Consider the following 24,763-nt stretch of genomic DNA (forward strand, 5'->3'; position numbering starts at 1 on the left):
TACAAAACAGAATGGGGCCGTGTGTTCAGGGAAAGGCTGGAGAAAAACGGGAAGAACGCGAAGCTGATAATCGGGGCAATGATGCGAAAACTGGCACAAGTGGCGTACGGCGTCCTGAAATCAGGACGCCCGTTCGATGCCACGTTGCACACAGAAAATGCTTGCGTGGCATAACAGTATCTACAAGGTGGTTGTGTCGGCCGGGTCAGGCCCGGCATTTTCCCACAACATCACAACTCTTGCGTAGGCCGGGTCAGGCGTTAGCCTCCACCCGGCATTTTTCTCAGAACATCACCGGCAAACCCAACCCACGTTTCACCGCGACCAGCGTTTGTTGCGTTTTCTCATGCGCTTTCTCACTGCCTGCTTTTAGCAGCGTCATCAACATCCCTTTATCGGCTATCAGCTCAGCACGGCGCTGACGAACAGGAGCTAGCAATTCCTGCAGACAGGTTTCCAGTTCATTCTTACACAGCCTGTCGCCGAGCCCGCCTTGCTGATAATGAGCCTTCATGGCGGCGACTTTATTGCTGTCAGGGTGGAAAGCATCCAGATAAGTGAACACCACATTGCCTTCAATTTTCCCTGGGTCGCTGACCCGCAGATGACCTGGATCGGTGTACATAGCGCTCACGGCTTTGTGGATTTCCTCTTCACTGGCAGACAGTGTCAGCGTATTGCCAAGCGATTTCGACATTTTGGCATTGCCGTCAATGCCCGGCAGGCGGCTCACCGGGCTAAGCAGCGCTTTACAGTGGCGTAAGACAGGTTGCGGAAGCAGGCTATTCATCTTGTGTACGATTTCATTGGTTTGCTCGATCATCGGCAACTGGTCATCACCCACCGGCACCAGATCGGCCCCGAATGCGGTAATGTCCGCTGCCTGGCTTATCGGGTAAACCAGAAAACCAGCAGGCAGCGAACGAGAAAACCCCTTTTGCTGGATTTCGTTTTTCACCGTGGGATTTCGTTCAACGCGGGAGACGGTCACGATATTCATATACAGCATCGTGAGCTCAGCCAGGGCAGGCAGCGCGGATTGCAGGCAAATCGTTGAAAGCTGAGGATCAATGCCAACGGCCAGATAATCGGCCATCACTTCCAGCACGTTACGGGCGATTTTTTCCGGCTGCGAGCCGTTGTCGGTCAGTCCCTGCAAGTCGGCAATCAGAATGTATTGCGGATAGTGGGTCTGCAATTCAACTCGCTGACGCAGCGAGCCGACATAATGCCCGAGATGCAGTTGGCCTGTCGGGCGATCACCGGTGAGGATCAGGTGAGAATGTTCAGTCTGGTGTGTCATCAGAAGCTCCTTTATTGCAGCCGGAGAGCGGTTCTGTAGACAGAGAGGACGCCTTCCGGCGGCCTGAGATAAAAAAAGAATAGGGGAAATCAGGCTGCCTGGTTTAAGGCTGCCACCAACGAAGGGAGAAGTGAGAGACGATTACGAATTCGCTGTTCATCCCTCAAAAGTACGCTAAAACGCTTCGCTCGACAATAAACAACACTTCAACGTTTTAGTGAACGATGCGGCGCGCGGTTTCATAACGCGGTGCCCAGTAGGGATTGTCGAGTCGTGAAATGGTGACACCGACCTTTTGCGAAGCATGGATGAACTGTTTATCACCGATATAAACGCCGACGTGCGGCACTCGCGGTGACGATTTGAAAAAGACCAGATCGCCTGGGCGCAGCTCATGTTTTGCCACCTTCATGCCTTTTGCTTTTTGCTGGTGCGTGGTTCGCGGCAGGGTGATGTGCTGTGAAAAAATCTTCTGCACTAAAGCTGAACAGTCGATACCGCGGCGCGTGCTGCCGCCAAGGTTGTAAGGTGTGCCTTGCCACTGAGCATACTGACGTAGCAGGGCCGATTTCAGGCCGCTGCCCTGGCGCGAAGAAACCTGTTCGGCAGTGGACTGTTTCAGGGTGGTCATTTTGGTTGGCAGATTCAGCGCATGAACCGATGAGGTGGCAAAGGCCAGGAAAAAAAGCAAAACAGCAGAAGTCAGGGGAGTTGAAAAAGACATAACGAAATCACGGCACAATCAGGAAAAAGGAACCACAAGCAACGACCTGTGAGGCGTGAGAAGATCATACCAACTGTCTGTTTTTTACTCAGAGTAATAAGGGCACAACTTTGCCGCTAATTCCTGGCGCTGTAACCTGCAGAACACCTGTGTTTAACGAAGGGAAAACATGAAGCGAGGGAATTCAAAATGAAGATAACGAAATAATGACATAAACCGGCGGTACCAGAGATACCGCCAGAACATCAGTTACCGAGAAGGTGGCCCATCTTAGCGGCTTTGGTATCAAGATAATGTGCGTTTTTCGGGTTACGACCTACGATCAGCGGCACGCGCTCAACGATGTTGATCCCTGCTTCAGACAGAATCTCGACCTTTTTCGGGTTATTGGTCAGCAGACGAACTTCATCCACACCCAGCAGTTTGAACATATCGGCACAGAGCGTGAAGTCACGTTCGTCGGCGGCAAACCCTAACTGGTGGTTCGCTTCAACGGTGTCGTAGCCTTGATCCTGCAACGCATAAGCACGGATTTTGTTAAGCAGGCCGATGTTGCGACCTTCCTGGCGATGATAAAGCAGCACGCCACGGCCTTCTTCCGCAATGTGGGTCAGCGCCGCTTCAAGCTGGAAACCACAGTCACAGCGCAGGCTGAACAGCGCATCGCCTGTCAGGCATTCAGAGTGAACACGAGCCAGCACAGGCGTTTGACCTGCGATATCGCCGAACACCAGCGCGACATGATCCTGACCGGTTGCCAGTTCTTCAAAACCCACCATCAGGAAATCGCCCCAGGGGGTTGGCAGTTTGGCTTCTGCCACACGTTTAAGCTGCATGTGATTCTCCAGATTATATCGGCATGCAAGTGCCTTCTGTTTGCGCTCATTTTGCCACAACGCGCAAGCTTCACCTAATGGCTGACAGCTATCTGCTGTTTAAGCGCACAATTCGGCCTCCTTCACCGAGCGGGCGATTTTCAGTTATGATTGTGATGTTTAAGGAAAAAGGAGATGTGATGCTGTCTATCGCCAAACGCACGGCCGTCGGTACGGCGCTGTTGCTTGTGATGCCCGTCGCGGTATGGATTTCCGGCTGGCACTGGCAGCCAGGTAACAATAGCTGGTGGCTCAAAGTGCTCTACTGGGTAACGGAAACCGTGACGCAACCCTGGGGCATTATTACTCACGTCATTCTTTGTGCCTGGTTTTTATGGTGCCTGCGTTTTCGCCTGCGGGCCGCAGTGGTGCTGTTTCTTATTCTTGCCGGGGCCATTTTGATTGGCCAGGGCGTGAAGTCCTGGATTAAAGACCGGGTGCAGGAACCGCGACCTTACGTTATCTGGCTTGAAAAAACGCAGCAGATGCCAGTGGAGGAGTTCTACACTTTAAAACGCAATGAGCGTGCGCAACTGGTGCAGAAGCAACTTGAAAACCGGAAGGATTTGCCTGAGTTTTTGCGTCATCACTGGCAGGTAGAAACAGGCTTTGCGTTTCCGTCAGGCCACACTATGTTTGCTGCGAGTTGGGCGCTGTTAGCTGTCGGGCTGTTATGGCCTCGTCGCAGAACGGTAACCATCGCTGTGCTACTGGTTTGGGCGATAGCCGTCATGGGCAGTCGATTAGTGTTGGGGATGCACTGGCCGCGTGATTTAGTGGTAGCGACGCTGATCTCCGGGCTGTTGGTGATGTTCGCCACCTGGCTTGCACAAAAATTCTGTGGGCCACTGACGCCACCAGCAGAAGAGGCAAGGGAAATCCGAAACCGAGAGGCTGAAGAGTAGCCGCGGTTGATTTTGAGGGGGGTCGCCCATAAATCGACCCTGTGCGGCACGCTTGCCAGTTTCGCCTTTGCGGCGAAGATGGTACTTTATAAGGCTGGATGCAGCAGATTGAACAGTCTTTATTCACATAAACCACATAACGGGAAGTCATGTGAAATATTTACTCATTTTCTTATTGGTGCTGGCGATTTTCGTCATCTCGGTCACCCTGGGCGCGCAAAACGATCAACAGGTGACGTTCAACTATCTGCTGGCGCAGGGCGAGTTTCGTATCTCTACGCTGTTAGCGGTTCTTTTTGCTGCAGGTTTTGCCATCGGCTGGCTGGTGTGTGGCCTGTTCTGGCTGCGTACTCGCGTTTCATTGCTGCGCGCAGAACGCAAAATCAAACGTCTTGAGCAACAAATTGCCCCGGCGACCCCTGTCCCGACTGCGCCGGCTGTTCCGGCGGTGAAGGAATAATTCTCTATGCTGGAGTTGTTGTTTCTGCTTTTGCCTGTCGCCGCCGCGTATGGCTGGTATATGGGCCGCAGAAGTGCACAACAGTCCAAACAGGACGATGCTAACCGTCTGTCCCGCGATTACGTCGCGGGCGTTAACTTCCTGCTGAGCAATCAGCAAGACAAAGCCGTAGACCTGTTCCTCGACATGTTGAAAGAGGACACCGGCACCGTCGAAGCTCACCTGACTCTCGGTAACCTTTTCCGCTCTCGTGGCGAAGTTGACCGTGCTATCCGTATTCACCAGACGTTGATGGAAAGCGCTTCGTTAACCTACGATCAGCGTTTATTGGCCGTTCAGCAACTGGGCCGCGATTATATGGCCGCAGGCCTGTATGACCGCGCGGAAGATATGTTCAGCCAACTGGTCGACGAAACAGATTTCCGTATCAGCGCCCTGCAACAGCTGCTGCAAATTTATCAGGCCACCAGCGACTGGCAGAAAGCTATCGATACCGCTGAACGTCTGGTGAAACTGGGCAAAGAAAAGCACCGTCCGGAAATTGCGCATTTCTGGTGCGAGCTGGCACTGCAGCAAATGGGCAATGACGACATGGAAAAAGCCATGACGTTGCTGAAAAAAGGTGCTGCCGCAGATCGCAACAGCGCACGCATCTCCATCATGATGGGGCGGGTGTGGATGACAAAAGGCGATTACGCGAAAGCCGTTGAATCTCTCCAGCGCGTTATCGACCAGGACAGAGAACTCGTCAGCGAAACGCTCGAAATGCTGCAAACCTGCTATCAACAGTTAGGTAAAGACGCTGAGTGGGAACATTTCCTGCGTCGTGCGGTAGAAGAAAATACCGGTGCCACGGCAGAACTGATGTTGGCGCAAATCATGGAACAACGCGAAGGCGCAGATACGGCCCAAACCTACATAACCCGCCAGTTACAACGTCACCCGACCATGCGCGTGTTCCACAAGTTGATGGATTATCACCTGAATGAAGCGGAAGAAGGGCGCGCGAAAGAGAGCCTGATGGTGCTTCGTGACATGGTTGGCGAGCAGGTGCGCAGCAAACCTCGCTATCGTTGTCAGAAATGTGGCTTCACCGCTTACACCCTTTACTGGCACTGCCCGTCCTGTCGTGCCTGGTCTACTGTAAAACCTATCCGTGGCTTAGACGGCCAATAATTTTTTAAAAACACTCTCATTAGTTACAACATACTTATTGTTTCTATCAAAATCCAAAGTCGGCATCGTGCAACCCTTTGTCAGGCAGGAAATGCCGTTCACTTAAGTCAATGAATTAGGGGAAACACCGGGATTTGGTTCCCGGAGGGACGCCAAACCCGGTGGTCGCCCCGGATATCCCGGTCTTAAACTAACGGTGTTATTTGTCAGACAGGGGAGTTTTGCCGCGATTGCAACCTGTCAATTTCACCGCTTCGCAGGTAGAATGCACGCCGTTTACCGTTTTTTCGCCGGTTGCGGCCCATCAACAAGAAGGTCTGGTCATGACGTCTGAATCCCGTATTGTTACATCCTCTCCCGTTGTTGTTGCCCTTGATTACGCCAATCGTGACAAGGCGCTGGCCTTTGTCGACAGAATCGACCCACGCGATTGCCGCCTTAAAGTCGGGAAAGAGATGTTTACCCTGTTCGGACCCCAGTTTGTCCGTGATCTGCAACAGCGCGGTTTCGACATCTTCCTCGATCTGAAATTCCACGATATTCCCAACACCACGGCACACGCTGTCGCTGCAGCCGCAGACCTCGGCGTGTGGATGGTGAACGTCCATGCTTCTGGCGGCGCACGCATGATGACTGCGGCGCGCGAAGCGCTGCTGCCTTTTGGCAAAGATGCGCCATTGCTGATTGCGGTGACCGTGCTGACCAGCATGGAAGCCAGCGATTTACAGGATTTGGGCATTACTCTTTCTCCTGCAGATCATGCGGCGAAACTCGCAGCCCTGACGCAACGTTGTGGTTTAGACGGTGTGGTGTGTTCTGCTCAGGAAGCAGTGCGTTTCAAGCAGGAATTAGGCCAGGCCTTTAAACTCGTCACCCCGGGCATTCGTCCGGCAGGTAGCGAAGCCGGCGATCAGCGTCGTATTATGACGCCAGAGCAGGCACAGGCTGCTGGCGTAGACTATATGGTTATTGGTCGTCCTGTGACGCAATCAGAAGATCCGGCACTGACCCTGCGTCAGATTAATGCATCGCTTGTGAAGGAGGCCTGATGAACGACAGCAACAGTCGTCTGGTGTACTCCACCGACAGCGGACGAATCGCCGAAGAGAAAAGCGCACCAGAACGCCCGAAAGGCGATGGCATCGTGCGTATTCAGCGCCAGACGAGCGGCCGCAAAGGGAAGGGCGTCTGTCTGGTGACTGGTATCGATGCTGACGACGCAGAACTGATTAAAATTGCGGCAGAACTAAAGAAAAAATGTGGCTGCGGCGGTTCTGTGAAAGACGGGATTATTGAGATTCAGGGGGATAAACGCGACCTGATTAAATCTCTGCTGGAAGCCAAAGGCATGAAAGTCAAACTGGCAGGCGGTTAAATAACAAGGGCCACACAATGCGTGGCCCTTGTTTTACCGGAACAAATGTTTTGGTGCGTAAGTCAGACCTGAATATATCGTTATCTTTATTATTTCCCGTGAAGGGAATTATTTGCCTACCTGGTGGCCGATAATACCACCCACTGCTGCACCACCCAGCGTACCCAGGGTGCTACCGTCAGTCAGTACTGCACCACCAAGCGCACCGGCACCGGCACCGATAGCGGTATTACGATCTCGTTTAGACCAGTTGGAACATGCGCTCAGAGACATGGCCAGGGTCACGGCCAGAACAGCCGCAGTCATTTTTTTGCTCATTGAAGTCATAAAGTTCTCTCCTGAATAATTCATCCACGAAGACGTCTTACAATCAGTTATATCCGTTGGAATAACGTAAGCGCTCATGGAACGTGTTGCGCAGGTGTTACTTAAATCACGCAAGTGATAGTCACTTCCTGTTATATCGCTAACATTAATTTTACGTCGTTGGCAGCGAACTGGGAGGTTAAAAACTCTTAATTGGTGGGTAAGAACAGTCTGATAGATGTCAGGATGTGGTGAAATGAAAGCAGATAAGACTGTTGGAAAAGAAAAACCCCCGCAGGCGGGGGCTCAGATTGCTTAGTCACGCGGAATGATGTCTACCGTCAATCCTGACATCTCTAACTGACGCTGCTGTGCAGCAGACAGCCCGTCGTCGGTGATGACCCGGTTAAATTTGCTGGAAGGGCCAAGCGGGTAGGGATGAACGGCTCCGAACTTGGAACTGTCGCTCAGGACAATGGATTCACAGCCTTTATCCAGCACGGCACTCACCACATCTGCACGCATCATATCGCGGCCGGTGAAGCCGGTTTCTTGCTGCCAGCCATCCACACCGATAAACGCCTTGCTGAAGTGCACCTGCTGAATGTACTGGCGGGTGAGTGGCCCAACCATACTCTCGCTTTTCTTCTGGTAAATACCGCCCAGCAGAATCACTTCCCCCGGCGTTTCTTTGAGCAAATGCGCAATGTAGCTGCTCACCGTGATAATGGTGATGCCTGACTGTTCTGCCAGGGCTCGAGCCAGAAGAGCATTGCTGCTGCCGTTTTCGATGAACACCGTTTCACCCGGGCTCACGAGCTTTGCGGCAAAGGCAGCAAGCTCACGCTTCAGCGAAAAATTGTTCATCATGCGGGTTTCGACATCTTCGCTGTCCAGCGGGACGGCAAAGCCGTGGGTACGACGCAGATAGCTCTGCTTCTCAAGCAGATTCAGATCCTGACGAATAGTTACTTCTGAAACCCCGGTCATCCGGGAAAGATCGGCAACGCTCATGCGGCCTTTGTCGATCACCATTTGTAAAATTGATTGTTGTCTGGTGTTCATATCAAGATCGTTGCTGTTCTCAAATTTCCCAGGGGGATTTCGGCTGGGCAGAAGGGGACTCTTGCTCGCCGGACGCCTGAGCCAGTAACTCAGCTTTCAGTATTTCCAGATTCTTAATCGCGGAGTGGTTATCTCCCGCCACCAGAATATCCAGCACGGTATCAATACGTTGAGCTAACTGACGCGCATCAAGGTTGGACATAGGCAATCCTGAAAGAAAAGTAATAAAAATCAATGATGCAAAAAATGGCGGCAAAAGAGAAGCGGAAAATGTCATGCCGCTAAAACACATAACAGTAAATGATAAATTACTACCTTCGCATACCCGCTCCAAATGGCCTGGATTAGTCTGAAGAAGCGCGCAACGCGCTTTTTTCTATGAGGAATAGATGATGACTGTGATTAATCAGCCTACTTGTAAATTGTTTACCGATGCTGAACGATTCACCCAGCTCTCAGCCTACTATGAAGAGGAACGCCGGACCGTCTGGATGATGCTGCGAGCCCAGCCGCGCCCTTGCTTCAATCATGTGCTGATTGAAGAAATCATGAACCTCTCTTGGTTAGTCAAGAAGCAGGGGTTTGATGTCGATTTTTGGGTCACGGGTTCACTGGTGTCGGGGATCTACAACACGGGTGGCGATTTGCGTTTCTTCGTGGAATGTATTCGTCACGGACGGCGAGAAGCGCTTCGCTCCTATGCCCGTTCTTGTGTTGACTGTGTACATGCGGCCTCCCGCGCTTTTGATACTGGCGCTATCAGTATTGCGATGATAGAAGGCAGCGCACTGGGTGGCGGGTTTGAAGCGGCGCTGGCGCATCATTTCATTCTTGCCCAGCGTGATGCCCGTATGGGGTTTCCTGAAATCGCCTTCAATCTGTTTCCCGGTATGGGCGGTTACTCCCTGGTGAGCCGGCGTTCAGGTATGAAACTGGCCGAGCAACTGATTTACCGGGGAGAAGCGCATACTGCGGAATGGCACGAACAGCGAGGCTTAGTGGACGTGCTGTTTGAACCCGGGAACAGCTATGTGTCGACGAGAACATTTATTGACACGCTGTTGCCCAAACTGAATGGTGTCAGGGCCATGTTACGCGCACGCCAGCGTGTGTTGACCTTGCCCCGCAGCGAATTGATGGATATCACGGAAGATTGGGTCGACGCGGCGTTCTGTCTGCAAGAGAAAGACATCGCCTATATGGAACGTCTGGTCATGTTGCAAAATCGCCACACGCAAGCCGCATTGCGTAAAGCCAGTTAGTGGAGAGGTATGTCTGAAAGGGGGGCATTGATTGCCCCTGTTTTGAGGATTAACGCTGATTACGCGTTTGACGCCGCTTCAGCCAGCGCTCCAGCGCCGCTGCTGGCATAGGTTTAGCAAACAGAAAACCCTGACGTTCGTTAACGCCGTTTTTGGTCAGAAACGCATCTTCTTTGGCGCTCTCCACCCCTTCCGCAATGACCTGCAAATTCAGCGCCTGGGCAACCGCCACAATGGCGCGAACCAGAGACTGGGCGACAGATTGCTTATGCACATCTCGCACGAAAACCTGATCCAGTTTAATGGCATCGATAGGGAAGCGGGCTAGCTGAGAAAGGGAAGAATACCCGGTGCCGAAGTCATCCAGATGCACCTGCGCGCCGAGAGCACTGAACTGCTGGATAACCGACTGCGCCTGCTCTTCGTTTTCAATCAGGCAGCTTTCCGTCAGCTCAACGTCAATCGGGCAGTATTCGAAATTCAGGTCACGTAAAGCCTGTTTCAAATCACTGAAAATGGTCTGGTCCGCAAGCTGGCGAGCAGAGAGGTTAACCGCCACCCGCAGGTTAATGCCCTTATCACGCCAGAGCGCCACCTGACGCACCACATCCAGCATCACCCAACGCCCCAGCGGCACAATCAGCCCGGACTCTTCGGCGTAAGAAATGAATTCACCGGGCGGGATCAGTCCACGTTCCGGCGACTCCCAGCGTACCAGCGCTTCCAGGCTACGCACTTCGCCGCGCCAGGTGATTTTCGGCTGATAGTGGATAACCAGCTGGTTATTATCGAGCGCTTTTCGCAGGTTGGTATCGAGCCACAAATATTCAAAAACTCGCTGGTTCATCTCCGGGGAGAACACACAGAACTTGCCCCGACCGCCTTCTTTCGCGGTATACATCGCCGTATCGGCGTTACGAATCAGGCTTTCGCGGTCGTTCCCATGCTGCGGCGCGAGTGAAATGCCCAAAGAGCAGCCGGTATACACTTCGATAAGCCCGATGCGGAAAGGGTCTCGCAGGCGATTGAGAATGCGTGAAGCCATCGCTTCAAGGCCGCCCTGAGACGTGTTGGTCGCCAGCACGATAAACTCATCGCCGCCAAGGCGGGCGAGCGTCTGACCTTCTTCCAGACAGCTTAGAATTGACAGGGCAACGGACTGCAACAGTTGGTCACCGAACATGTGGCCGTAAGCGTCGTTGACCTTTTTAAAGTTATCGAGGTCGAGATACACAATGCCAATCTGATGTTCACCGCGCGTAGTGATCGCTTCGGTGATCATGTCATTAATGGCATTACGGTTTGGCAGGCCGGTGATGGTGTCGGTATTCGCCAGCACGCGCAGGCGTTCCTGGGCGCGGCGTTCTTCGGTAATGTCCGTGCCTGAACAAATCAGGTAGATTTCATTTTTACCGCTGCCGCTGTGCACGAATTTATTGCGGAATAAAAACAGGCGCTGGCCTTTGCGCGTTTTCACCCAACGCTCGACTTCATAAGAGCTGCCGTTTTTGAAGAAGCCACTGATATTGCGTCGGGAGGCCGCCGCCTCGGCCGGGCTCATAAAGAGCTTAAAAACGTTTTGGCCGATGACCTCCTGCTCTTTCATTCCGGTATATTCTTCGCTCAAACGATTGAAGCGCTGAATATTGCCGTGACGATCGAGGATAACAATCACGGAGTTTGCTTCAGAAACAACCTGCTCAGCGAAGGAGAGGCCTTGTACCAGGTCTCGGGCCACTGAGCCGGTGTCGTCCCAGCCAGACGCGCTGCCTGCCCACTGTGATTTATTAATTTTGCGGCCCACCAAATGGACAGGAACGGCATTGCCGTAAAGATTGAGGTTCAGGGTGAGGCTGGAGGTGATCACCGTCATCTCGCGGATACTGTCAGCTTGTTCCGCGCTCAGTGCAACAACCTGACGTGTATCGGTTTCCTCACTGGCTGACAGGTGCAGCGCATTGCTGTCACCCGATAAGCGCCAGTACGGACTGGTCGTACCCAGATACCGAAACAACAGGTTTAGCTCGAGTTCCTCAGCCATTTTTTCTCCCAAACCAACTTAAGCGCGTCACGGAATCAGTGAAATAAACGGTACAGCCAGGCCATCAACAGGACGTGAGAACTCAACATATTGTATTAGCTTATAATCGTATACTAGTCCGTGGGCTCGAAAAAAGAGCACCGACCAGGCAGTCTGGTGATGTGCAATCCGCTACACCCTTTCAGTGTGATCGCTTTTGATGGAATGTGGGGGAAAAGAGGAAAAAAATTGTGCTAACTATCGCATTCAGAAGGAAGTAAGGGCGGCTGAGAAGGATTAGCCGCCCTTTAGGGTTACGCCTGGAAAGGACGCGCGATAATACTGCGGGTTTCCATACGGACTTCAGCAATCGTTACATCGATAACATCCGTCACTTTATAAACAGTTTCACCTTTGATTTGCACGGTGCCATTTTCCTGGCTGCAAACCATTTCATCGCGAACGGCGTGCAGGAATGGCGCTGGAATAAACGCCACTGCGCCGTTATCGACCAGACGAACACGCATTCCACCGCGGCTGATATCAATAATTTCAGCCGCAAAGCGGGTGTCGGTTCCGGCTTTGTCGTTCAGGAAGCGAGCGTACAACCAGTCCGCCACGTCACGCTCAGCCATGCGGTTCAGACGACGGCGTTCAGCCATCTGCACGGTGGAGTCATCCTGCGGACGCGCCGGGGTTTCACCTTTAATGATCGCTTTCAGCAGACGATGGTTCACCATGTCGCCGTATTTACGGATTGGCGAAGTCCAGGTGGCGTAGGCTTCAAGGCCCAGACCGAAGTGCGGACCCGGCTCAATGCTGATTTCGGCAAATGACTGGAAGCGGCGAATACGGCTGTCGAGGAAGCCTGTTGGCATCGCGTCGAGCTCACGGCGCAGTTTACAGAAGCCTTCCAGCGTCAGCACTTCCTGCGGATCGACGTGAACATCATGGCTTTTCATCAGCTCAGCCAGTTGTTCGGTCTTCGCAGAATCGAAACCGGTGTGAACGTTGTAAATCCCGAAACCAAGCTTATCGCGAAGCACACGAGCCGCGCAGATGTTGGCGGCAATCATGGATTCTTCCACGATACGGTTCGCAATGCGACGTGGTTCGGCGACGATATTCAGTACTTCGCCTTTCTCACCCAGCACGAAGCGGTAGTCAGGGCGGTCTTTGAACACCAGCGCATGGTTGTGACGCCATTCGCCACGCAGCGCACAAATACGCTCCAGCAGCTTAATTTGGTTGGCAATAGCTTCGCTTTGCGGCTGCCAGTTGCCGTTGCCTTCCAGCCAGTCAGACACATCGTCATAAGCCAGTTTGGCTTTTGATTCGATGGTAGCGGCGAAGAATTCAATATCGTCTTCAATGGCGCCATCTGCGGCGATGATCATGCGACAGGCAAGAACTGGACGCACTTCATTGGCGCGAAGCGAACACAAATCGTCAGAAAGTTCACGCGGCAGCATCGGGATGTTGAAGCCCGGCAGATAGTTGGTGAACGCACGAATTTTCGCCGCGTTATCCAGTTTGCTGCCTTCGATAATCCACGCTGTCGGATCGGCGATAGCGACGGTGAGATGCAGTTTGCCGTCGGCGGCAACTTCTGCATACAGCGCATCGTCCATATCTTCGGTGCTGGCGCTGTCGATGGTGACAAAGTCCAGTCCGGTTAAATCGCGGCGCTCAAGACCTTCGTCCTGCATGTCGGTGGCGGTGCCTTCCGGTGCCACTTTTTCGAGGTTATGGCGAGCCAGCGTAACCCACCATGGCACGAAGTGATCGTCACCAAAGGTGATGAATTGGGTCAGTTCGGCATAGAAACTGCGATCGCCTTTCAGCGGATGACGGCGCATTTCCGCCACCGCCCAGTCGCCGTCATTAAAATCGTGTTCCAGGCTGCGCACAGGACGGCACTGGATGGCATCTTTCAGCAGGGGATGATCGGGCACGATCGACAGGCGGTCATCTTTTTTCTGTACCCGGCCAACGAAACGCGTCAGGAAAGGCTCGACCAGCTCTTCTGGTTCGGCGCTTTCTTTGCCCTTGTCGCTATGGATGGTGGCGATAATACGGTCGCCATGCATCACTTTTTTCATCTGCGGCGGCGGAATGAAATAGCTTTTCTGAGCATCGACTTCTAAAAAGCCAAAGCCTTTTTCCGTGCCTTTCACCACGCCTTCAGCGCGGGGAGTCTGGGAATGAAGTTGCTGTTTTAGCTGCGCAAGCAGCGGGTTGTCCTGAAACATAATTATGTATTTTCGTGGCCAAAAGAGCGGCTGACAGTTTTACGCGAATATCCCTGTTGCAGCAAGCGGTCTTTAAGGCTTTTACGTAACAGGTAACGCCTCGCCAAGGCCGATTTTTAGCCGATTTAGCCAGCCATTTACCCCACTCAGGGCCAGCAGCGTGAAAGCCTGTGCGGGCGAGAGATTGTTATCGAGCAAAGGGGTAAACTGCGCGGCGCTAAATCGGTCCGGCGCTTTGGTTAAGAGCTGAACGGCCTGGATCATGGCGAGCGCGGCGGGGTTATTCTGGGCCCACTTCAGCAACGCATTTTCCCCCTCAAGAATAGCCAGTAACAAGGATTCGTCCTGCGCGTGCTGCCAGAAGCAACTGGCGCTGCCGTTTATTCTGGCATTCAGCACAGCAATCAATGTGGTGTATTCCGGCTCCACATGCAGGGTATCCAGAAGATCAATTTCCAGCTTCAGCAGCACGTTGTCCCACGCCAACAAAGGTAAGAGCGCATCCAGCTGAAGGTTGCTGAAATCATGATTTTCAATAGCAGCGAGATCGGATTTCCAGGCTTGCGTTTGAACATCAAACAGAGAAGCGGGAGCCTCGTCCTGAACGGGCATTCCCGGCAGCCAACGAACCGGAAGGCCGAGCAAGGCCTGACCTGCGGCAATCACACGCGCCTGATAGCCGACAAAACCAACAATCTGAGTCATCAGCACAATATCAGGCACGCTAAGACCAACGGCATCAAGCTGCTGACGTGATGCAGAGCAAATGACTGAAGGAGAACTTGCCAGCTGGCGAGCATATTGCGTGATTTGCGCCAGGCGGTGATTGCTTTCGCGTGAAGAGTCCGGGCCCGGTAAAGGGGCCAGCCGCGCGGCATAATGGTTGCACAACCGCTGCACGCCAAAGACCTGGGCCACTGTCAGTGCGGTGCTCAGACGGTCATAGGCGCTGAAGGTATTCAGGCGGGTGACGGCGACGTCATTGGGAAACAAATGGACGGCAATCTTTGAAGAGAGGTGTAACCACGGCTGACAGTCGTCACTGACTTGCTCTGGCAGCGTCAAATCCAGCAGAAATCGATCGGCGACATGGGCCGCTTCAGGCACCAGAGGCAGCACATCTGCAGCCTGATTTCTCGCTTGTGTTTCATGGTACCACTGGCCTTTGCCGTAAACGCGGCGTTGCTCCATGGGGATTCCTTCAGGGCGTCGTATCGTTTATGACTGACTATCCTGACGTAAGGCGAGGGCGGGGAAAAAGATTGATGCGTGATAACAAATAACAGAGTGGAATAACGAGGGAAAAACCGCCCCGCGAGCGCAGGGCGGCAGCAGAACTTATTTCAGTTCCAGCTCGTTCATCGCGGCGATGCTGAAGCCACCGTCAACGTGAACGACTTCACCGGAGATACCGGCAGACAGGTCAGAACACAGGAATGCTGCGCTGTTGCCCACATCTTCGATAGTCACGGTACGGCGAATTGGGGTAACCGCTTCGCAGTGAGCCAGCATCTTACGGAAATCTTTGATGCCGGAAGCCGCCAGAGTACGGATTGGGCCAGCAGAGATACCGTTAACACGTACACCTTCTGGACCCATCGCGTTCGCCATGTAGCGCACGTTAGCTTCCAGAGACGCTTTTGCCAGACCCATCACGTTGTAGTTAGGGATAGCACGCTCAGCGCCCAGATAGGACAGGGTCAGCAGCGCAGAACCTGGGTTCAGCATGGAGCGGCAAGCTTTTGCCATGGCCACGAAGCTGTAAGAGCTGATGTCGTGAGCGATTTTGAAGCCTTCACGGGTTACGGCATTCACATAGTCGCCGTCCAGCTGATCGCCTGGTGCGAAACCGATTGAGTGCACGAAACCGTCAAATTTCGGCCAGGTTTTACCCAGTTCAGCAAACAGAGCGTCAATGCTTTCGTCCTGAGCAACGTCGCATTCCAGAACAAGGCTGGAACCCAGATTTGCGGCGAACTCTTCAACACGGCCTTTCAGCTTGTCGTTCTGGTAGGTGAAGGCCAGTTCAGCGCCTTCGCGGTGCATTGCCTGAGCGATACCGTAGGCGATGGACAGTTTGCTGGCAACGCCAGTCACCAGAATGCGCTTACCGGAAAGAAAACCCATAGCTTTTAATCCTTATGTCATTGCTTATTTTTGGCTTTATATTCATTGAGTTACAATAATGTAAGCCAGAATTATAGAGAGAGCAGGGCGAAATTATAGCCCACTACACGCCTGAATTGTCACGTGATTTTTACATCGCACCCACGATTCAGGGCGATGGAGAACACAAATTCGACATCTTTCTATTATATCAGCCACAGCCAGAAGGACAGATCCAACCTGATGAACCGGGATCAGTATTTTGACGGCAGATGACGGATTTCGAGGAGTCGGCCTTCTTCAAGGACGATATATCCGCCGGTTTTTAAATCGGCGAGGATCTTCATCACGCTGCTGCGCGAAATATGCGTTTTTTCACGAATATAGCGCTCAACGGCGATGTTGGTGCGGATTAATTCCGGCTCATTCATCAACTCAACCAGCTTAAAACAGATAATTTCATACACGGTTGGCGCGCTGAGTTGCTTGCTGTACGAGTAAAGTTTATTGGTCACGGCTAACAGATGCTGGGCGACGGTTTCCCACAGGCCGAGCTCGCTAAAGTGGCGATAGGCTTCATCCAGTGGCAGCGTGGCAACCTGACAAGATTCTTTGGTTATCACGTAAATCTCGCGGACGCTCAGCCCAAGAATGTTCGGCGGCAGTAGCGTGACGATCAGCAAATTGTCTGATTTACGGCGAATCTCAATGGAACCCGAAAGAATCAACTGACAGACCCGCGTCTCCCCGTTAAGGATATTAATACGGGTTCCTTTCGGATAACGTTTGACCTCAGCAAAAGGCAATAACGCCTCCACCAGCGTTTTGGCGAAGGGAAAGGTTTCGTTCATGTGGCTCAATGAGAAATGACTGTTGTTCATGCACTGAGTACCTGACCAGGTGGGTCTTCTATAAGTATAGATAAATTGAGACATTTTCGTTTAGCCGTCGCGACGACGAGCGGACGGCTTCAGAACTTTTTGGGCAGGGTCTGCACGTCAACCAGGGTCCCGTTCTGAAGGGTAATGTAATTCCCGGCACGTAACTCAGAGAGGATGCGCATAATTCCGCTTCGCGATAAATAACTGCGGCTTTGGATATAGTGCAACACCGACGTCTCAGCCCGCAATTCTTCACTTTCTTCGCACAGTTCCAAAAGGATATTTCTCACCGTCTCGTAGGAGTTCATCTGAGACAAGCGCGTGCTGTGATCGTAAACTCGCGAAGAAAGATACATCAGCAAATAAGAGAGCGACTGCCAAAGCTGCTTTTTCGCCACGATGTCACAGGCATTCGCCAGCGGCAGCACGCTAAACGCGGCGTCCGAAGATGGCATCAATGCGATGGCGGGCGAAGAGGAACACAATCTGCTGAACCCGAAAACAAACGGGGCATGTTCAGTATTCAACACCAGATTCCGTTTGGGGTTGAACAAATCGACATGTCCGCGATGCAACAGGAAACAGAGCGCGTTATTGGCCTCAGATAAATTAAGGGGATGATGAGCGCTGGTACTTATCTCTTTGGCTTGCGATTGAAAACTCTCAATAAGCCGTTGAATGTGCTCCACAGGCTTTGCTTCTTTTTTGTTGATAAAACCTGGTGGGTGTTTCCCCGGATAAACTGCATCGCTTAGCATTGGGCTATCCTCATCATCAGCGTCTAAGAAAAGTCCTGCGATTATCCCTAAATAAAGTGGGTAGATGAATAGCCCGGGCCGGTCCAAAAATAGACAACAAGAATATTGAATAATAAACAAAACCGATGTGGGGTGGGGTGTATTTTTGGAATGATAAATTTATTGAATGTAATATGAGCTTTGCATAATAATTTCCGCAATCGAAGTGTGGGATTGCAGTTATAAGGCCTGCGCGGTTCGATAATGAGTGATTGCCATATTTCATGGCGATGCCAATAAACATGATGATACCCAAAGCTACCCTCTGCCAGTAGGGAGGCGGTTTCGATCGCCTTAAATATAAGAAAAGGAAATTTGTTATGAACAGAAATACGCTTTCTGCCGTTATTGCTGCCACGGCAGTATTGTCTATGAGCAATGTGTTTGCCGCTGCAGGTACCGTTAATTTTACCGGCAAGATTTTGGATTCTGCATGTGCCGTAGATGTCGCCTCGCAAAACCAGACGGTTGATTTAGGTGAATATTACAAAACTGAATTCACCGGTGTGGGGTCAAAAACGGCAGCCAAAGGTTTTAATGTGGTGCTGAAAAACTGCCCGCCAAGCGTAGGGTCAGCAAAGGTGGTTTTCGACGGTACGCCGGAAGCGAGTAACTCAGCTCTGCTGGCCATTGACAGCACCCTTCCAGGTGCCGCAACTGGTGTGGCGATCAACCTGATGAGCGCGGATAAAACCGATCTGCCCCTGAACGGTTCGAACGGTTATAACTACGTATTAAGCTCCACGCAGGACAATACGCTGAATTTCTACGCACAGTATCAATCGACTCTCTCGACTGTAGGCGCAGGGCCTGCGAACTCTGTTGCCAACTTCTCTGTGGTCTACAACTAATATAAGCACTGAAAAACTGGGGCCGTGCCAGGCCCCGTTTTTTATTGAGGTACAAAATGAATTTCCTTAGCAAACCGTTGATTGCCCTGACCGTTATTTCTGCAGGCATTAATGTGGCCAATGCCGGCGTGGTGATTGGTGGAACCCGGGTTATCTTTGATGGCAATAAAAAAGAAGCCACCATCAGTGTAAATAATCCGGACTCAACGCCGTATCTTATTCAGTCGTGGATTGAAGCGCCGAACGGCATTGCGGGGAAAACGCCTTTTATTATTACACCGCCTTTATATCGCCTTGATAAAAACCGTCAGAATGTTGAACGCATTATTGTGACAGGGACGCTGGCACAAGATAAAGAATCGTTATTCTGGCTGAGCATAAAAGCCATTCCTGCGGCAGTACAAAAAGAAAATACATTGCAGATTGCCGTAAAAACGCGAATTAAGCTGATTTATCGTCCTGCTGCATTGAACAGCGACATCCCCGAATCACTGGCGGATAAATTGACCTGGTCACGTTCGGGGAACCAACTGCAGGTCAATAACCCCACGCCCTACGTGATGAATTTCAACGAAATAACCGTGAACGGCAAAAAACTCGAAGACGTCAGTTACGTTTTGCCCGGCGCCACGGCGCGTTTCCGACTGCCCCAGGAGAGTGGCGGCGGAGCAATGACGTTTACCCTCATCAATGATTATGGCGGGCCAGGGAAGCCTCACCGCGCCACCCTTTAAAGCAGAACGGTGCAAGGTTGCCTCAAGGAACACAGAGTTATGATGATAGCGAACTCTCTAAAAACAAGCAGGCCAGGGCGTTTGGCTGTGCTGATGGCCATCGCCCTGGGGAGTCTCCCGGAAGTGGCCTGGGCACGTGACACGTTCAATCCTGGATTACTGGAACTGGACAATCCGGGCGCGGGCAAAATTGACCTCTCAGCTTATGAGTCGGGTTCTCAGGCTGCGGGCCGCTATCACGTCGATGTCATTGTGGCCGATCAGGTGGTTGATACGGTGGATATCGATTTCACAGCAAGTGCTAATACTGAAGGTGAAAGTGAGCTGGTGCCCTGTTTGAGTGTGGTTCAGCTGAAGCAGTGGGGCGTAAAAACAGATCAATTTCCTGCCCTCAAGACTGAGGGCGAGTGCGCCAATCTGGCCGCCATTCCTCTGGCGACCAGCGATTTCCAGTTCAGCACGCAACGTCTGGTGCTGAGCATCCCGCAGGCGGCGCTGATGCCGGTTGTGCGAGGCTGGGTCGCGCCAGAATTGTGGGATGAAGGCATCAACGCGGCGATGCTCAATTACAGCGTGAGCGGAACCAGCAGTTGGGGAGAGCAACAGAGTAGCAATACGCAATACGCCAATTTACGCCCTGGCATCAATATTGGCCCCTGGCGGCTGCGTAATTACACGACCTGGAACCGTGACAGTGAAGGTAAGGATAAGTGGGCGACGGTTTATACCTACCTGAATCGTGACGTGATCCCGTTGAAAGCCCAACTCACCGCAGGGGACAGCTCAGCGCCCGCTGATGTTTTTGACAGTATGCCGTTTCGTGGCGTGCAACTGGCCTCTGATGACGACATGCTGCCGGATTCGTTGAAAGGCTACGCGCCAGTTATCCGAGGGATCGCCCGAACGAATGCTCAGGTCGTCATCCGTCAAAATGGCTATGTGATTTATCAGAACGCGGTTGCTCCCGGCGCATTCGAAATTACGGATATGTACCCGACAGGCGGCGCCGGTGATTTTGAGGTCACCGTTCAGGAAGCGGATGGCAGCGAACAACATTTTGTTGTGCCGTATGCTTCTCTGCCCGTGCTGCAACGTGAAGGGCGGTCGAAGTATGCCCTGACGGGCGGCCTTTATCGTTCTTACGACAACAGTGTGGATAAAACCCCCTTTGCGCAGTTGACCAACATCTACGGCTTACCGAAAGGGTTCACGCTGTACGGTGGAATACAAGAATCCACGAAGTATCAATCGGTTGCCGCTGGACTGGGCAAAAATATGGGGGATATTGGTGCGGTTTCCGTCGATATCACTCAGGCGTGGTCGTCACCCAAAAACAACGCACAAACCAGCGGGCAGTCATGGCGAGCCCGATACAGCAAAAATATCGTGGCGAGCGGCACGAATTTCGCCATTGCTGGGTATCGCTATTCCACCAGTGGCTTCTACGGTATGCAGGAAGTGCTGGATACCTACAGCGACAAGACTGTTATCCCTGATCGCCGCCGTAATCGGATGGAATTGAGCGTCAGCCAGGCGTTGGGTAACGAACTGGGATCGCTGATGTTAAGTGCAGTAAGGGAAGACTACTGGCATTCAGGGCAAGCGATGAAGTCATACAGCGCGGGGTACAACAACGCCTGGCGGGGGATCAGCTACGGGTTGACCTACACCTGGAGTCAAAACGGCACCTCAAGCGGGTCTGGAAGCCAGACATCGCGGCAAAACGATCGGCAACTGGCGTTGAATATCAGTGTTCCGCTGGAGAAATTCCTGCCCAACAGTTGGGCGAATTACAGCCTGAACAACAGCAAAAATGGCGGGACAACGCACCAGATCGGGGTCAGCGGAATGGCGCTGGAAAACAACGCCCTTAGCTGGAACGTACAGCAGGGTTATGGCAGCGATAATGTCGGTTATACCGGCAATATGACGGGCGACTATAAAGGCAGCTACGGCGAAGCGAATGCGGGCTATGCCTATGACCAACATACCCAGCGTCTGAATTACGGCTTGCAGGGTGGAGTCATGGCTCATGCTGATGGCGTAACGTTCTCGCAACCGTTGGGCGAGACCAATGTGCTGATCAAGGCACCCGGCGCGAAAGGGGTCAACATCCAAAATCAGAGCGGGGCAAAAACAGACTGGCGTGGGTATACCGTCACCAGCAACCTGACACCGTTTCGTAAAAATGACGTGGCGCTGCGCACCGACTCGTTACCTGATGATGTGGAGTTAGAGCTGACCAACACCACGGTCACGCCAACCCGCGGTGCGGTCGTTCGCGCTGAGTATGTGGCTAACGTCGGCCTGCGGGCATTAATAACGTTAACCCAGGCGAATGGGCAGCCCGTGCCGTTTGGGGCGGTGGTGACATTGCTGGCTTCTGCTCATCACGGCGGTTCCATCGTGGGTGAAGGGGGGCAGGTTTATCTGGCCGGGTTGGATGCACAGGGACATTTAGCGGTTTCGTGGGGAAAAGCATCATCGCAGCAATGCAAGGTTGACTACGCCTTTCCCGGGCCGAATAAAGATGCCGTGGTCATAAACGCAAACTTTATTTGTCATTGATATTCAGGGTAAACCTGAAATATAAATCGAAGTGCTATCAGGTTATAAGATAACGATGAAGACAATATTCATTATTATAGCGGCTGTTATTTTGGCTTTTACTCTCAGCCGGGCTAATGCCACTGAATCCTGCTCGATGGATTCCACCATTAATGCAACGATGTATTTTGGTAATGTCGCGGTGCCAAAGGATGCTCCGGTTGGGGCGGTTATCGCGACAGCCGCACAGACCGCTCAGGCAAGTCTTTGGGCTTATTCCACCACAGGGCAAAAGTCTTGCGACGCTGACCTGAAATTTGTCTACCTCGGTTCAGTATTATCAGGGATCACGGGTGTTTATAATACGAATTTACCCGGAGTAGGCATAAAGGTCGATGGGGTCCCCAATACGTTGACCGTAACGTCTGCTGGCGCAAATATAAAAACCTATGTTTACCCGACTGCCTATAATGTCTCGTTGATTAAAACAGGCCCGATAACCCCTGGCACATTAACGGCTGGGCCACTGGCCACAGGGCAGTTTGGGGATCCGACTGTGTCGAATTTTTTAAACCTCAGTTTAGGTGCCGGAAACAGCGTTATTGTTATTGGTTGCTCTCTGCAAACGCCGGCGTTGAATTTTCAAATGGGATCTGTGTCGACATCCTCCTTTGGTACGACAGCCGGTAGACCTCTAACCGAAACACAACAAAGTCAATCGTTAGGACTGAATTGCGATTTTGCTGTCAATATCAACGTCAGTCTTACGGGCATTCAAAATCCGGATATTAGTGATACCAGCGTTCTGGCATTAACGGGGCAAGGGAATAATGATGTGGCGCAAGGTGTTGGGGTACAAATTCTTTATAACGGATCACCTCTTCAGCTTAATAACCAGATAGTCCTCAAGCAATCGACTGGCGGTGTGGAAACATTTCCAATCATCGCTCGTTATTATCAGACCAAAACGGCAGTGACCACCGGCAGCGCGAATGCCTCGGCCACGCTGACTATCACCTACCAATAATCAAAAAGGGAATGGCGATGAGAGCGTTAAAACTCAGTCTGATAAGCGCAATGGTTGTGGGCGGACTGCTGGTGGATTTCAGCAGCCAGGCGGAAGATTTGGTCGCATTGAATGTCACTGGCGAGATTATTGCGTCCCCCTGTCAGATTGCCAGTGACAGCGTGACAAAATCGGTCAATCTGGGGGATAACCTTCAGTCAGCAAACCTGCAAACAGCGCCTTCGGCCACGCCCTGGGTGCCCTTTACACTTGAATTGGTCTCGTGTCCGCAGGGCACCCGCAGTGCAACGGTGACGATGCACGGTAATGCGGACAGCGTCTATCCAGAAGATAGGTACCTGAACAGCGGCACGGCGAATAATATTGCCGTACAAGTACAAAGCCAGGCTGGGGATCCCCTGGGTGACGGAAAATCACTGACCGGGAATATTGTCAGTGGGGCGTATACCTATAATTTACGCGCCAGGGCTTACAGCCAAAATGGGCATGTCACCTCGGGCACCATCAGTGCTGTGGTCACCGCCACATTCACCTACCAATAATGTCCTCAATAAAAAAGTAAAAGGATATTTAGCCTTTTATTGCGGTAAGGGTAACGTTATGTTGAACGTCCTCATCAAAGACGATGATGTGCTTTTTGTGCATGGGATGAAGAAATACCTCACGGAAATATTTGCAAGTGAATATCATCAAAAGATCTCTTTTCTGCCGAAATTTAACAGTGAAAGTGTTACTGTGGCTGACATCATCATTATTCAACTGTGCAAAGGCGAGTGCTATACCTGCTTCTCTGAATTTAAGTTCCGTAGTAAAAGTATTATCATTGGAGTGCTGGGTGGGAGGACCGAACCCATTCCATCCTTGCCGCATTGTATTAATGACATTCAGTTTATCGCACGTGATACCTCGCTCGAAGATATCCGGCATTGTATTGTCACAGCGTGGGAGTTACACCAGTCAGTTGGTTGGGAATTACGTAAAAAGAGTTGTGGCACTTGCCGTCATAAAATACTTTCGCCGCAACAGTATCGTATCATGACGCGATTATACCGTGGTGAACCCATACCTCACATAGCCGCTGAATTGGCCATCAGCACCAAATCTATCTTTTCGCATAAGTATTACATGATGAATAAATTTAACCTGACGACTGATTATGAACTGGTCACGTTTCTGTCGAAATTTGTCGAGAAAAATAAAAGAAACAGTGAGGTTGGGGGATTCTTCAATTATTGAGGATGTGCCACAAAAAAGGCAGCGAGTTCGCTGCCTTTCTGCGTACACGAGGTTTAACGATCTTTTCGCCACGCATCAGCGGTCAGAGCTTCACCAAAATGCCCGGCAATCAGGCGCTTGGTCAGGTCATGAAGCGGGGAGGCGAGAACATCCGCTGTGCTGCCGCGTTCGACCACTTCGCCCTGATGCATCACTAACACCTGGTCGCTGATGTGTTTCATCATCCCCAGATGCTGCGTCACATAGATATACGAAATGCCCTGTTTCTCTTGCAGTTCAAGCATCAGGTTAATCAGCTGCGAACGCATCGACATATCCAGCGACGCCAACGCTTCATCACAGATAATCACCTTCGGGCGCAGGATCAGGGCGCGAGCCAGACCTAAACGCTGTTTCTGCCCGGGCGCGAGCATGTGAGGGTAGTAACTCACGTGATCCGGCAGCAAACCGACCAGCCGCAGCGTGTCGATAATCTGCTTGCGACGGGCTTCAGGCTCTAAATCCGTGTTCAGGCGCAGCGGGAAATCGAGAATTTGCGAGATACGCTGACGCGGGTTCAGGGAAGTCGATGGGTCCTGAAAAATCATGCGAATGCGCTGACTACGGAAAGAGTAGTCACCGAATTCCAGCGGATGGTCGTCAATCAGCAGTTCGCCGGTGGTGGGTTCCACCATGCCCGCCAGCATTTTTGCCAGCGTTGATTTGCCGGAACCGTTCTCACCAATGATCGCCAGCGTCTGTTTTTCGCGCAGGGTAAAGCTGAGCGGTTTAACGGCTTCCACCGTCTGGCGGTGAAACAGGCCCGTCCGGTAGCGGAACGTTTTACTCAGATTGCGAACTTCGAGCAGGGTCTCAACCATC

The 24,763-nt window shown here is 52.0% G+C and carries 25 protein-coding genes and 1 pseudogene; 13 read left to right on the top strand and 13 right to left on the bottom strand.

Annotation, left to right across the window (positions count from 1 at the left end; all coding sequences use genetic code 11):
• Positions 1-174: pseudogene (locus ACI2I2_RS00005) on the top strand (IS110 family transposase); the annotation flags it as partial.
• Positions 175-283: 109 nt separating this feature from the next.
• On the opposite strand, the gene trpS reads toward ACI2I2_RS00005, so the two are convergent.
• The 3 genes from trpS to ribA form a co-directional block, all read right to left on the bottom strand.
• Positions 284-1,303 carry a tryptophan--tRNA ligase gene (gene trpS, locus ACI2I2_RS00010; RefSeq protein ID WP_404656011.1) on the bottom strand — a complete coding sequence of 340 codons (1,020 nt, stop codon included), beginning with the start codon at positions 1,301-1,303 and terminating at the stop codon, positions 284-286.
• Positions 1,304-1,517: 214 nt separating this feature from the next.
• Positions 1,518-1,934 (bottom strand): NlpC/P60 family protein, encoded by a 417-nt coding sequence (locus tag ACI2I2_RS00015; protein ID WP_404656461.1) that lies wholly within the window; start codon positions 1,932-1,934, stop codon positions 1,518-1,520.
• 338 nt (positions 1,935-2,272) lie between these two features.
• A complete protein-coding gene (gene ribA / locus ACI2I2_RS00020; RefSeq protein WP_330981890.1) occupies positions 2,273-2,863 on the bottom strand; it encodes a GTP cyclohydrolase II in 591 nt (196 codons plus the stop codon).
• A 179-nt stretch (positions 2,864-3,042) separates the two neighbouring features.
• Here ribA and pgpB point away from each other — a divergent pair, with 179 nt between their 5' ends.
• The 5 genes from pgpB (at position 3,043) to yciH (ending at position 6,818) form a co-directional block, all read left to right on the top strand.
• The gene (gene pgpB, locus ACI2I2_RS00025) at positions 3,043-3,807 is read left to right on the top strand and encodes a phosphatidylglycerophosphatase B (RefSeq protein ID WP_404656012.1); all 765 of its coding nucleotides are present in this window, start codon (positions 3,043-3,045) and stop codon (positions 3,805-3,807) included.
• A 151-nt stretch (positions 3,808-3,958) separates the two neighbouring features.
• Positions 3,959-4,267, top strand: coding sequence for a LapA family protein (locus ACI2I2_RS00030; RefSeq protein WP_404656013.1), 309 nt, complete (start codon positions 3,959-3,961; stop codon positions 4,265-4,267).
• A gap of 6 nt (positions 4,268-4,273) precedes the next feature.
• The gene (gene lapB / locus ACI2I2_RS00035; protein ID WP_404656014.1) at positions 4,274-5,443 is read left to right on the top strand and encodes a lipopolysaccharide assembly protein LapB; all 1,170 of its coding nucleotides are present in this window, start codon (positions 4,274-4,276) and stop codon (positions 5,441-5,443) included.
• A 323-nt stretch (positions 5,444-5,766) separates the two neighbouring features.
• Positions 5,767-6,492: an orotidine-5'-phosphate decarboxylase gene (gene pyrF / locus ACI2I2_RS00040; RefSeq protein ID WP_404656462.1), complete on the top strand. Its 726-nt coding sequence runs from the start codon at positions 5,767-5,769 to the stop codon at positions 6,490-6,492.
• The gene (gene yciH, locus ACI2I2_RS00045) at positions 6,492-6,818 is read left to right on the top strand and encodes a stress response translation initiation inhibitor YciH (protein WP_404656015.1); all 327 of its coding nucleotides are present in this window, start codon (positions 6,492-6,494) and stop codon (positions 6,816-6,818) included. The genes pyrF and yciH overlap by 1 nt, the downstream gene beginning before the upstream one ends.
• Positions 6,819-6,926: 108 nt before the next feature.
• On the opposite strand, the gene osmB is transcribed toward yciH, so the two are convergent.
• From osmB to ACI2I2_RS00060, 3 genes are all read right to left on the bottom strand, one after another.
• Positions 6,927-7,145, bottom strand: a complete 219-nt coding sequence (osmB, locus tag ACI2I2_RS00050; protein WP_330981884.1) for an osmotically-inducible lipoprotein OsmB — start codon at positions 7,143-7,145, stop codon at positions 6,927-6,929.
• A 294-nt stretch (positions 7,146-7,439) separates the two neighbouring features.
• Positions 7,440-8,189, bottom strand: a complete 750-nt coding sequence (locus ACI2I2_RS00055; protein ID WP_404656016.1) for a DNA-binding transcriptional regulator YciT — start codon at positions 8,187-8,189, stop codon at positions 7,440-7,442.
• A 19-nt stretch (positions 8,190-8,208) separates the two neighbouring features.
• Complete coding sequence (locus tag ACI2I2_RS00060; RefSeq protein ID WP_330981882.1) at positions 8,209-8,391, bottom strand: hypothetical protein; 183 nt, start codon at positions 8,389-8,391, stop codon at positions 8,209-8,211.
• A gap of 190 nt (positions 8,392-8,581) precedes the next feature.
• Here ACI2I2_RS00060 and ACI2I2_RS00065 point away from each other — a divergent pair, with 190 nt between their 5' ends.
• On the top strand, positions 8,582-9,451 hold the full coding sequence (locus ACI2I2_RS00065; RefSeq protein ID WP_404656463.1) for a crotonase/enoyl-CoA hydratase family protein: 870 nt from the start codon (positions 8,582-8,584) through the stop codon (positions 9,449-9,451).
• Positions 9,452-9,500: 49 nt separating this feature from the next.
• Here ACI2I2_RS00065 and pdeR read toward each other — a convergent pair whose 3' ends face one another.
• The 6 genes from pdeR to ACI2I2_RS00095 all read right to left on the bottom strand — a co-directional run bounded on the left by pdeR (position 9,501) and on the right by ACI2I2_RS00095 (position 17,468).
• Positions 9,501-11,492 carry a cyclic di-GMP phosphodiesterase gene (gene pdeR, locus ACI2I2_RS00070; RefSeq protein ID WP_404656017.1) on the bottom strand — a complete coding sequence of 664 codons (1,992 nt, stop codon included), beginning with the start codon at positions 11,490-11,492 and terminating at the stop codon, positions 9,501-9,503.
• A gap of 293 nt (positions 11,493-11,785) precedes the next feature.
• Positions 11,786-13,723, bottom strand: a complete 1,938-nt coding sequence (locus ACI2I2_RS00075) for an exoribonuclease II (protein WP_404656018.1) — start codon at positions 13,721-13,723, stop codon at positions 11,786-11,788.
• Positions 13,724-13,804: 81 nt separating this feature from the next.
• On the bottom strand, positions 13,805-14,914 hold the full coding sequence (locus ACI2I2_RS00080; RefSeq protein WP_404656019.1) for a CMD domain-containing protein: 1,110 nt from the start codon (positions 14,912-14,914) through the stop codon (positions 13,805-13,807).
• A 147-nt stretch (positions 14,915-15,061) separates the two neighbouring features.
• Entirely contained in the window at positions 15,062-15,850 is a 789-nt protein-coding gene (gene fabI, locus ACI2I2_RS00085; RefSeq protein WP_404656020.1) for an enoyl-ACP reductase FabI, read from the bottom strand.
• Between the two features lie 233 nt (positions 15,851-16,083).
• Positions 16,084-16,710, bottom strand: a complete 627-nt coding sequence (locus tag ACI2I2_RS00090) for a helix-turn-helix domain-containing protein (protein WP_404656021.1) — start codon at positions 16,708-16,710, stop codon at positions 16,084-16,086.
• Positions 16,711-16,799: 89 nt separating this feature from the next.
• The gene (locus tag ACI2I2_RS00095) at positions 16,800-17,468 is read right to left on the bottom strand and encodes a helix-turn-helix domain-containing protein (protein WP_404656022.1); all 669 of its coding nucleotides are present in this window, start codon (positions 17,466-17,468) and stop codon (positions 16,800-16,802) included.
• A gap of 359 nt (positions 17,469-17,827) precedes the next feature.
• Between ACI2I2_RS00095 and ACI2I2_RS00100 the strand changes: the two genes are divergently transcribed.
• The 6 genes from ACI2I2_RS00100 to ACI2I2_RS00125 are packed head-to-tail and all read left to right on the top strand — an operon-like array spanning position 17,828 to position 23,902.
• Entirely contained in the window at positions 17,828-18,358 is a 531-nt protein-coding gene (locus ACI2I2_RS00100) for a fimbrial protein (protein ID WP_404656023.1), read from the top strand.
• A 56-nt stretch (positions 18,359-18,414) separates the two neighbouring features.
• On the top strand, positions 18,415-19,092 hold the full coding sequence (locus tag ACI2I2_RS00105) for a molecular chaperone (protein ID WP_404656024.1): 678 nt from the start codon (positions 18,415-18,417) through the stop codon (positions 19,090-19,092).
• Positions 19,093-19,131: 39 nt separating this feature from the next.
• A complete protein-coding gene (locus tag ACI2I2_RS00110; protein WP_404656025.1) occupies positions 19,132-21,660 on the top strand; it encodes a fimbria/pilus outer membrane usher protein in 2,529 nt (842 codons plus the stop codon).
• A gap of 55 nt (positions 21,661-21,715) precedes the next feature.
• A complete protein-coding gene (locus ACI2I2_RS00115; RefSeq protein WP_404656026.1) occupies positions 21,716-22,666 on the top strand; it encodes a fimbrial protein in 951 nt (316 codons plus the stop codon).
• A gap of 17 nt (positions 22,667-22,683) precedes the next feature.
• Positions 22,684-23,208 carry a fimbrial protein gene (locus ACI2I2_RS00120; RefSeq protein WP_404656027.1) on the top strand — a complete coding sequence of 175 codons (525 nt, stop codon included), beginning with the start codon at positions 22,684-22,686 and terminating at the stop codon, positions 23,206-23,208.
• 58 nt (positions 23,209-23,266) lie between these two features.
• Entirely contained in the window at positions 23,267-23,902 is a 636-nt protein-coding gene (locus ACI2I2_RS00125) for a LuxR C-terminal-related transcriptional regulator (protein WP_404656028.1), read from the top strand.
• Positions 23,903-23,955: 53 nt separating this feature from the next.
• Here the strand turns inward: ACI2I2_RS00125 and sapF are convergent, their stop codons facing one another.
• Entirely contained in the window at positions 23,956-24,762 is an 807-nt protein-coding gene (gene sapF / locus ACI2I2_RS00130) for a putrescine export ABC transporter ATP-binding protein SapF (RefSeq protein WP_404656029.1), read from the bottom strand.
• Between the last annotated feature and the right edge of the window lies 1 nt (position 24,763).

Source organism: Scandinavium sp. NPDC088450 (genome assembly GCF_044900545.1).
In the GTDB taxonomy this organism is placed as follows: Bacteria; Pseudomonadota; Gammaproteobacteria; order Enterobacterales; family Enterobacteriaceae; genus Scandinavium.

What these genes read in the sequence shown, in the direction of transcription:
- ACI2I2_RS00100 (WP_404656023.1), top strand. Translation starts at nt 17,828, where the DNA reads ATGAACAGAAATACGCTTTCTGCCGTTATTGCTGCCACGGCAGTATTG.
- yciH (WP_404656015.1), top strand. Translation starts at nt 6,492, where the DNA reads ATGAACGACAGCAACAGTCGTCTGGTGTACTCCACCGACAGCGGACGA.
- ACI2I2_RS00015 (WP_404656461.1), bottom strand. Translation starts at nt 1,934, where the DNA reads ATGACCACCCTGAAACAGTCCACTGCCGAACAGGTTTCTTCGCGCCAG.
- ACI2I2_RS00110 (WP_404656025.1), top strand. Translation starts at nt 19,132, where the DNA reads ATGATGATAGCGAACTCTCTAAAAACAAGCAGGCCAGGGCGTTTGGCT.
- ACI2I2_RS00095 (WP_404656022.1), bottom strand. Translation starts at nt 17,468, where the DNA reads ATGCTAAGCGATGCAGTTTATCCGGGGAAACACCCACCAGGTTTTATC.
- ACI2I2_RS00075 (WP_404656018.1), bottom strand. Translation starts at nt 13,723, where the DNA reads ATGTTTCAGGACAACCCGCTGCTTGCGCAGCTAAAACAGCAACTTCAT.
- trpS (WP_404656011.1), bottom strand. Translation starts at nt 1,303, where the DNA reads ATGACACACCAGACTGAACATTCTCACCTGATCCTCACCGGTGATCGC.
- ACI2I2_RS00060 (WP_330981882.1), bottom strand. Translation starts at nt 8,391, where the DNA reads ATGTCCAACCTTGATGCGCGTCAGTTAGCTCAACGTATTGATACCGTG.
- pyrF (WP_404656462.1), top strand. Translation starts at nt 5,767, where the DNA reads ATGACGTCTGAATCCCGTATTGTTACATCCTCTCCCGTTGTTGTTGCC.
- ACI2I2_RS00055 (WP_404656016.1), bottom strand. Translation starts at nt 8,189, where the DNA reads ATGAACACCAGACAACAATCAATTTTACAAATGGTGATCGACAAAGGC.
- fabI (WP_404656020.1), bottom strand. Translation starts at nt 15,850, where the DNA reads ATGGGTTTTCTTTCCGGTAAGCGCATTCTGGTGACTGGCGTTGCCAGC.
- ACI2I2_RS00065 (WP_404656463.1), top strand. Translation starts at nt 8,582, where the DNA reads ATGACTGTGATTAATCAGCCTACTTGTAAATTGTTTACCGATGCTGAA.
- ACI2I2_RS00115 (WP_404656026.1), top strand. Translation starts at nt 21,716, where the DNA reads ATGAAGACAATATTCATTATTATAGCGGCTGTTATTTTGGCTTTTACT.
- ACI2I2_RS00080 (WP_404656019.1), bottom strand. Translation starts at nt 14,914, where the DNA reads ATGGAGCAACGCCGCGTTTACGGCAAAGGCCAGTGGTACCATGAAACA.
- ACI2I2_RS00090 (WP_404656021.1), bottom strand. Translation starts at nt 16,710, where the DNA reads ATGAACAACAGTCATTTCTCATTGAGCCACATGAACGAAACCTTTCCC.
- pdeR (WP_404656017.1), bottom strand. Translation starts at nt 11,492, where the DNA reads ATGGCTGAGGAACTCGAGCTAAACCTGTTGTTTCGGTATCTGGGTACG.
- ACI2I2_RS00125 (WP_404656028.1), top strand. Translation starts at nt 23,267, where the DNA reads ATGTTGAACGTCCTCATCAAAGACGATGATGTGCTTTTTGTGCATGGG.
- sapF (WP_404656029.1), bottom strand. Translation starts at nt 24,762, where the DNA reads ATGGTTGAGACCCTGCTCGAAGTTCGCAATCTGAGTAAAACGTTCCGC.
- ACI2I2_RS00120 (WP_404656027.1), top strand. Translation starts at nt 22,684, where the DNA reads ATGAGAGCGTTAAAACTCAGTCTGATAAGCGCAATGGTTGTGGGCGGA.
- ribA (WP_330981890.1), bottom strand. Translation starts at nt 2,863, where the DNA reads ATGCAGCTTAAACGTGTGGCAGAAGCCAAACTGCCAACCCCCTGGGGC.
- osmB (WP_330981884.1), bottom strand. Translation starts at nt 7,145, where the DNA reads ATGACTTCAATGAGCAAAAAAATGACTGCGGCTGTTCTGGCCGTGACC.
- ACI2I2_RS00105 (WP_404656024.1), top strand. Translation starts at nt 18,415, where the DNA reads ATGAATTTCCTTAGCAAACCGTTGATTGCCCTGACCGTTATTTCTGCA.
- lapB (WP_404656014.1), top strand. Translation starts at nt 4,274, where the DNA reads ATGCTGGAGTTGTTGTTTCTGCTTTTGCCTGTCGCCGCCGCGTATGGC.
- pgpB (WP_404656012.1), top strand. Translation starts at nt 3,043, where the DNA reads ATGCTGTCTATCGCCAAACGCACGGCCGTCGGTACGGCGCTGTTGCTT.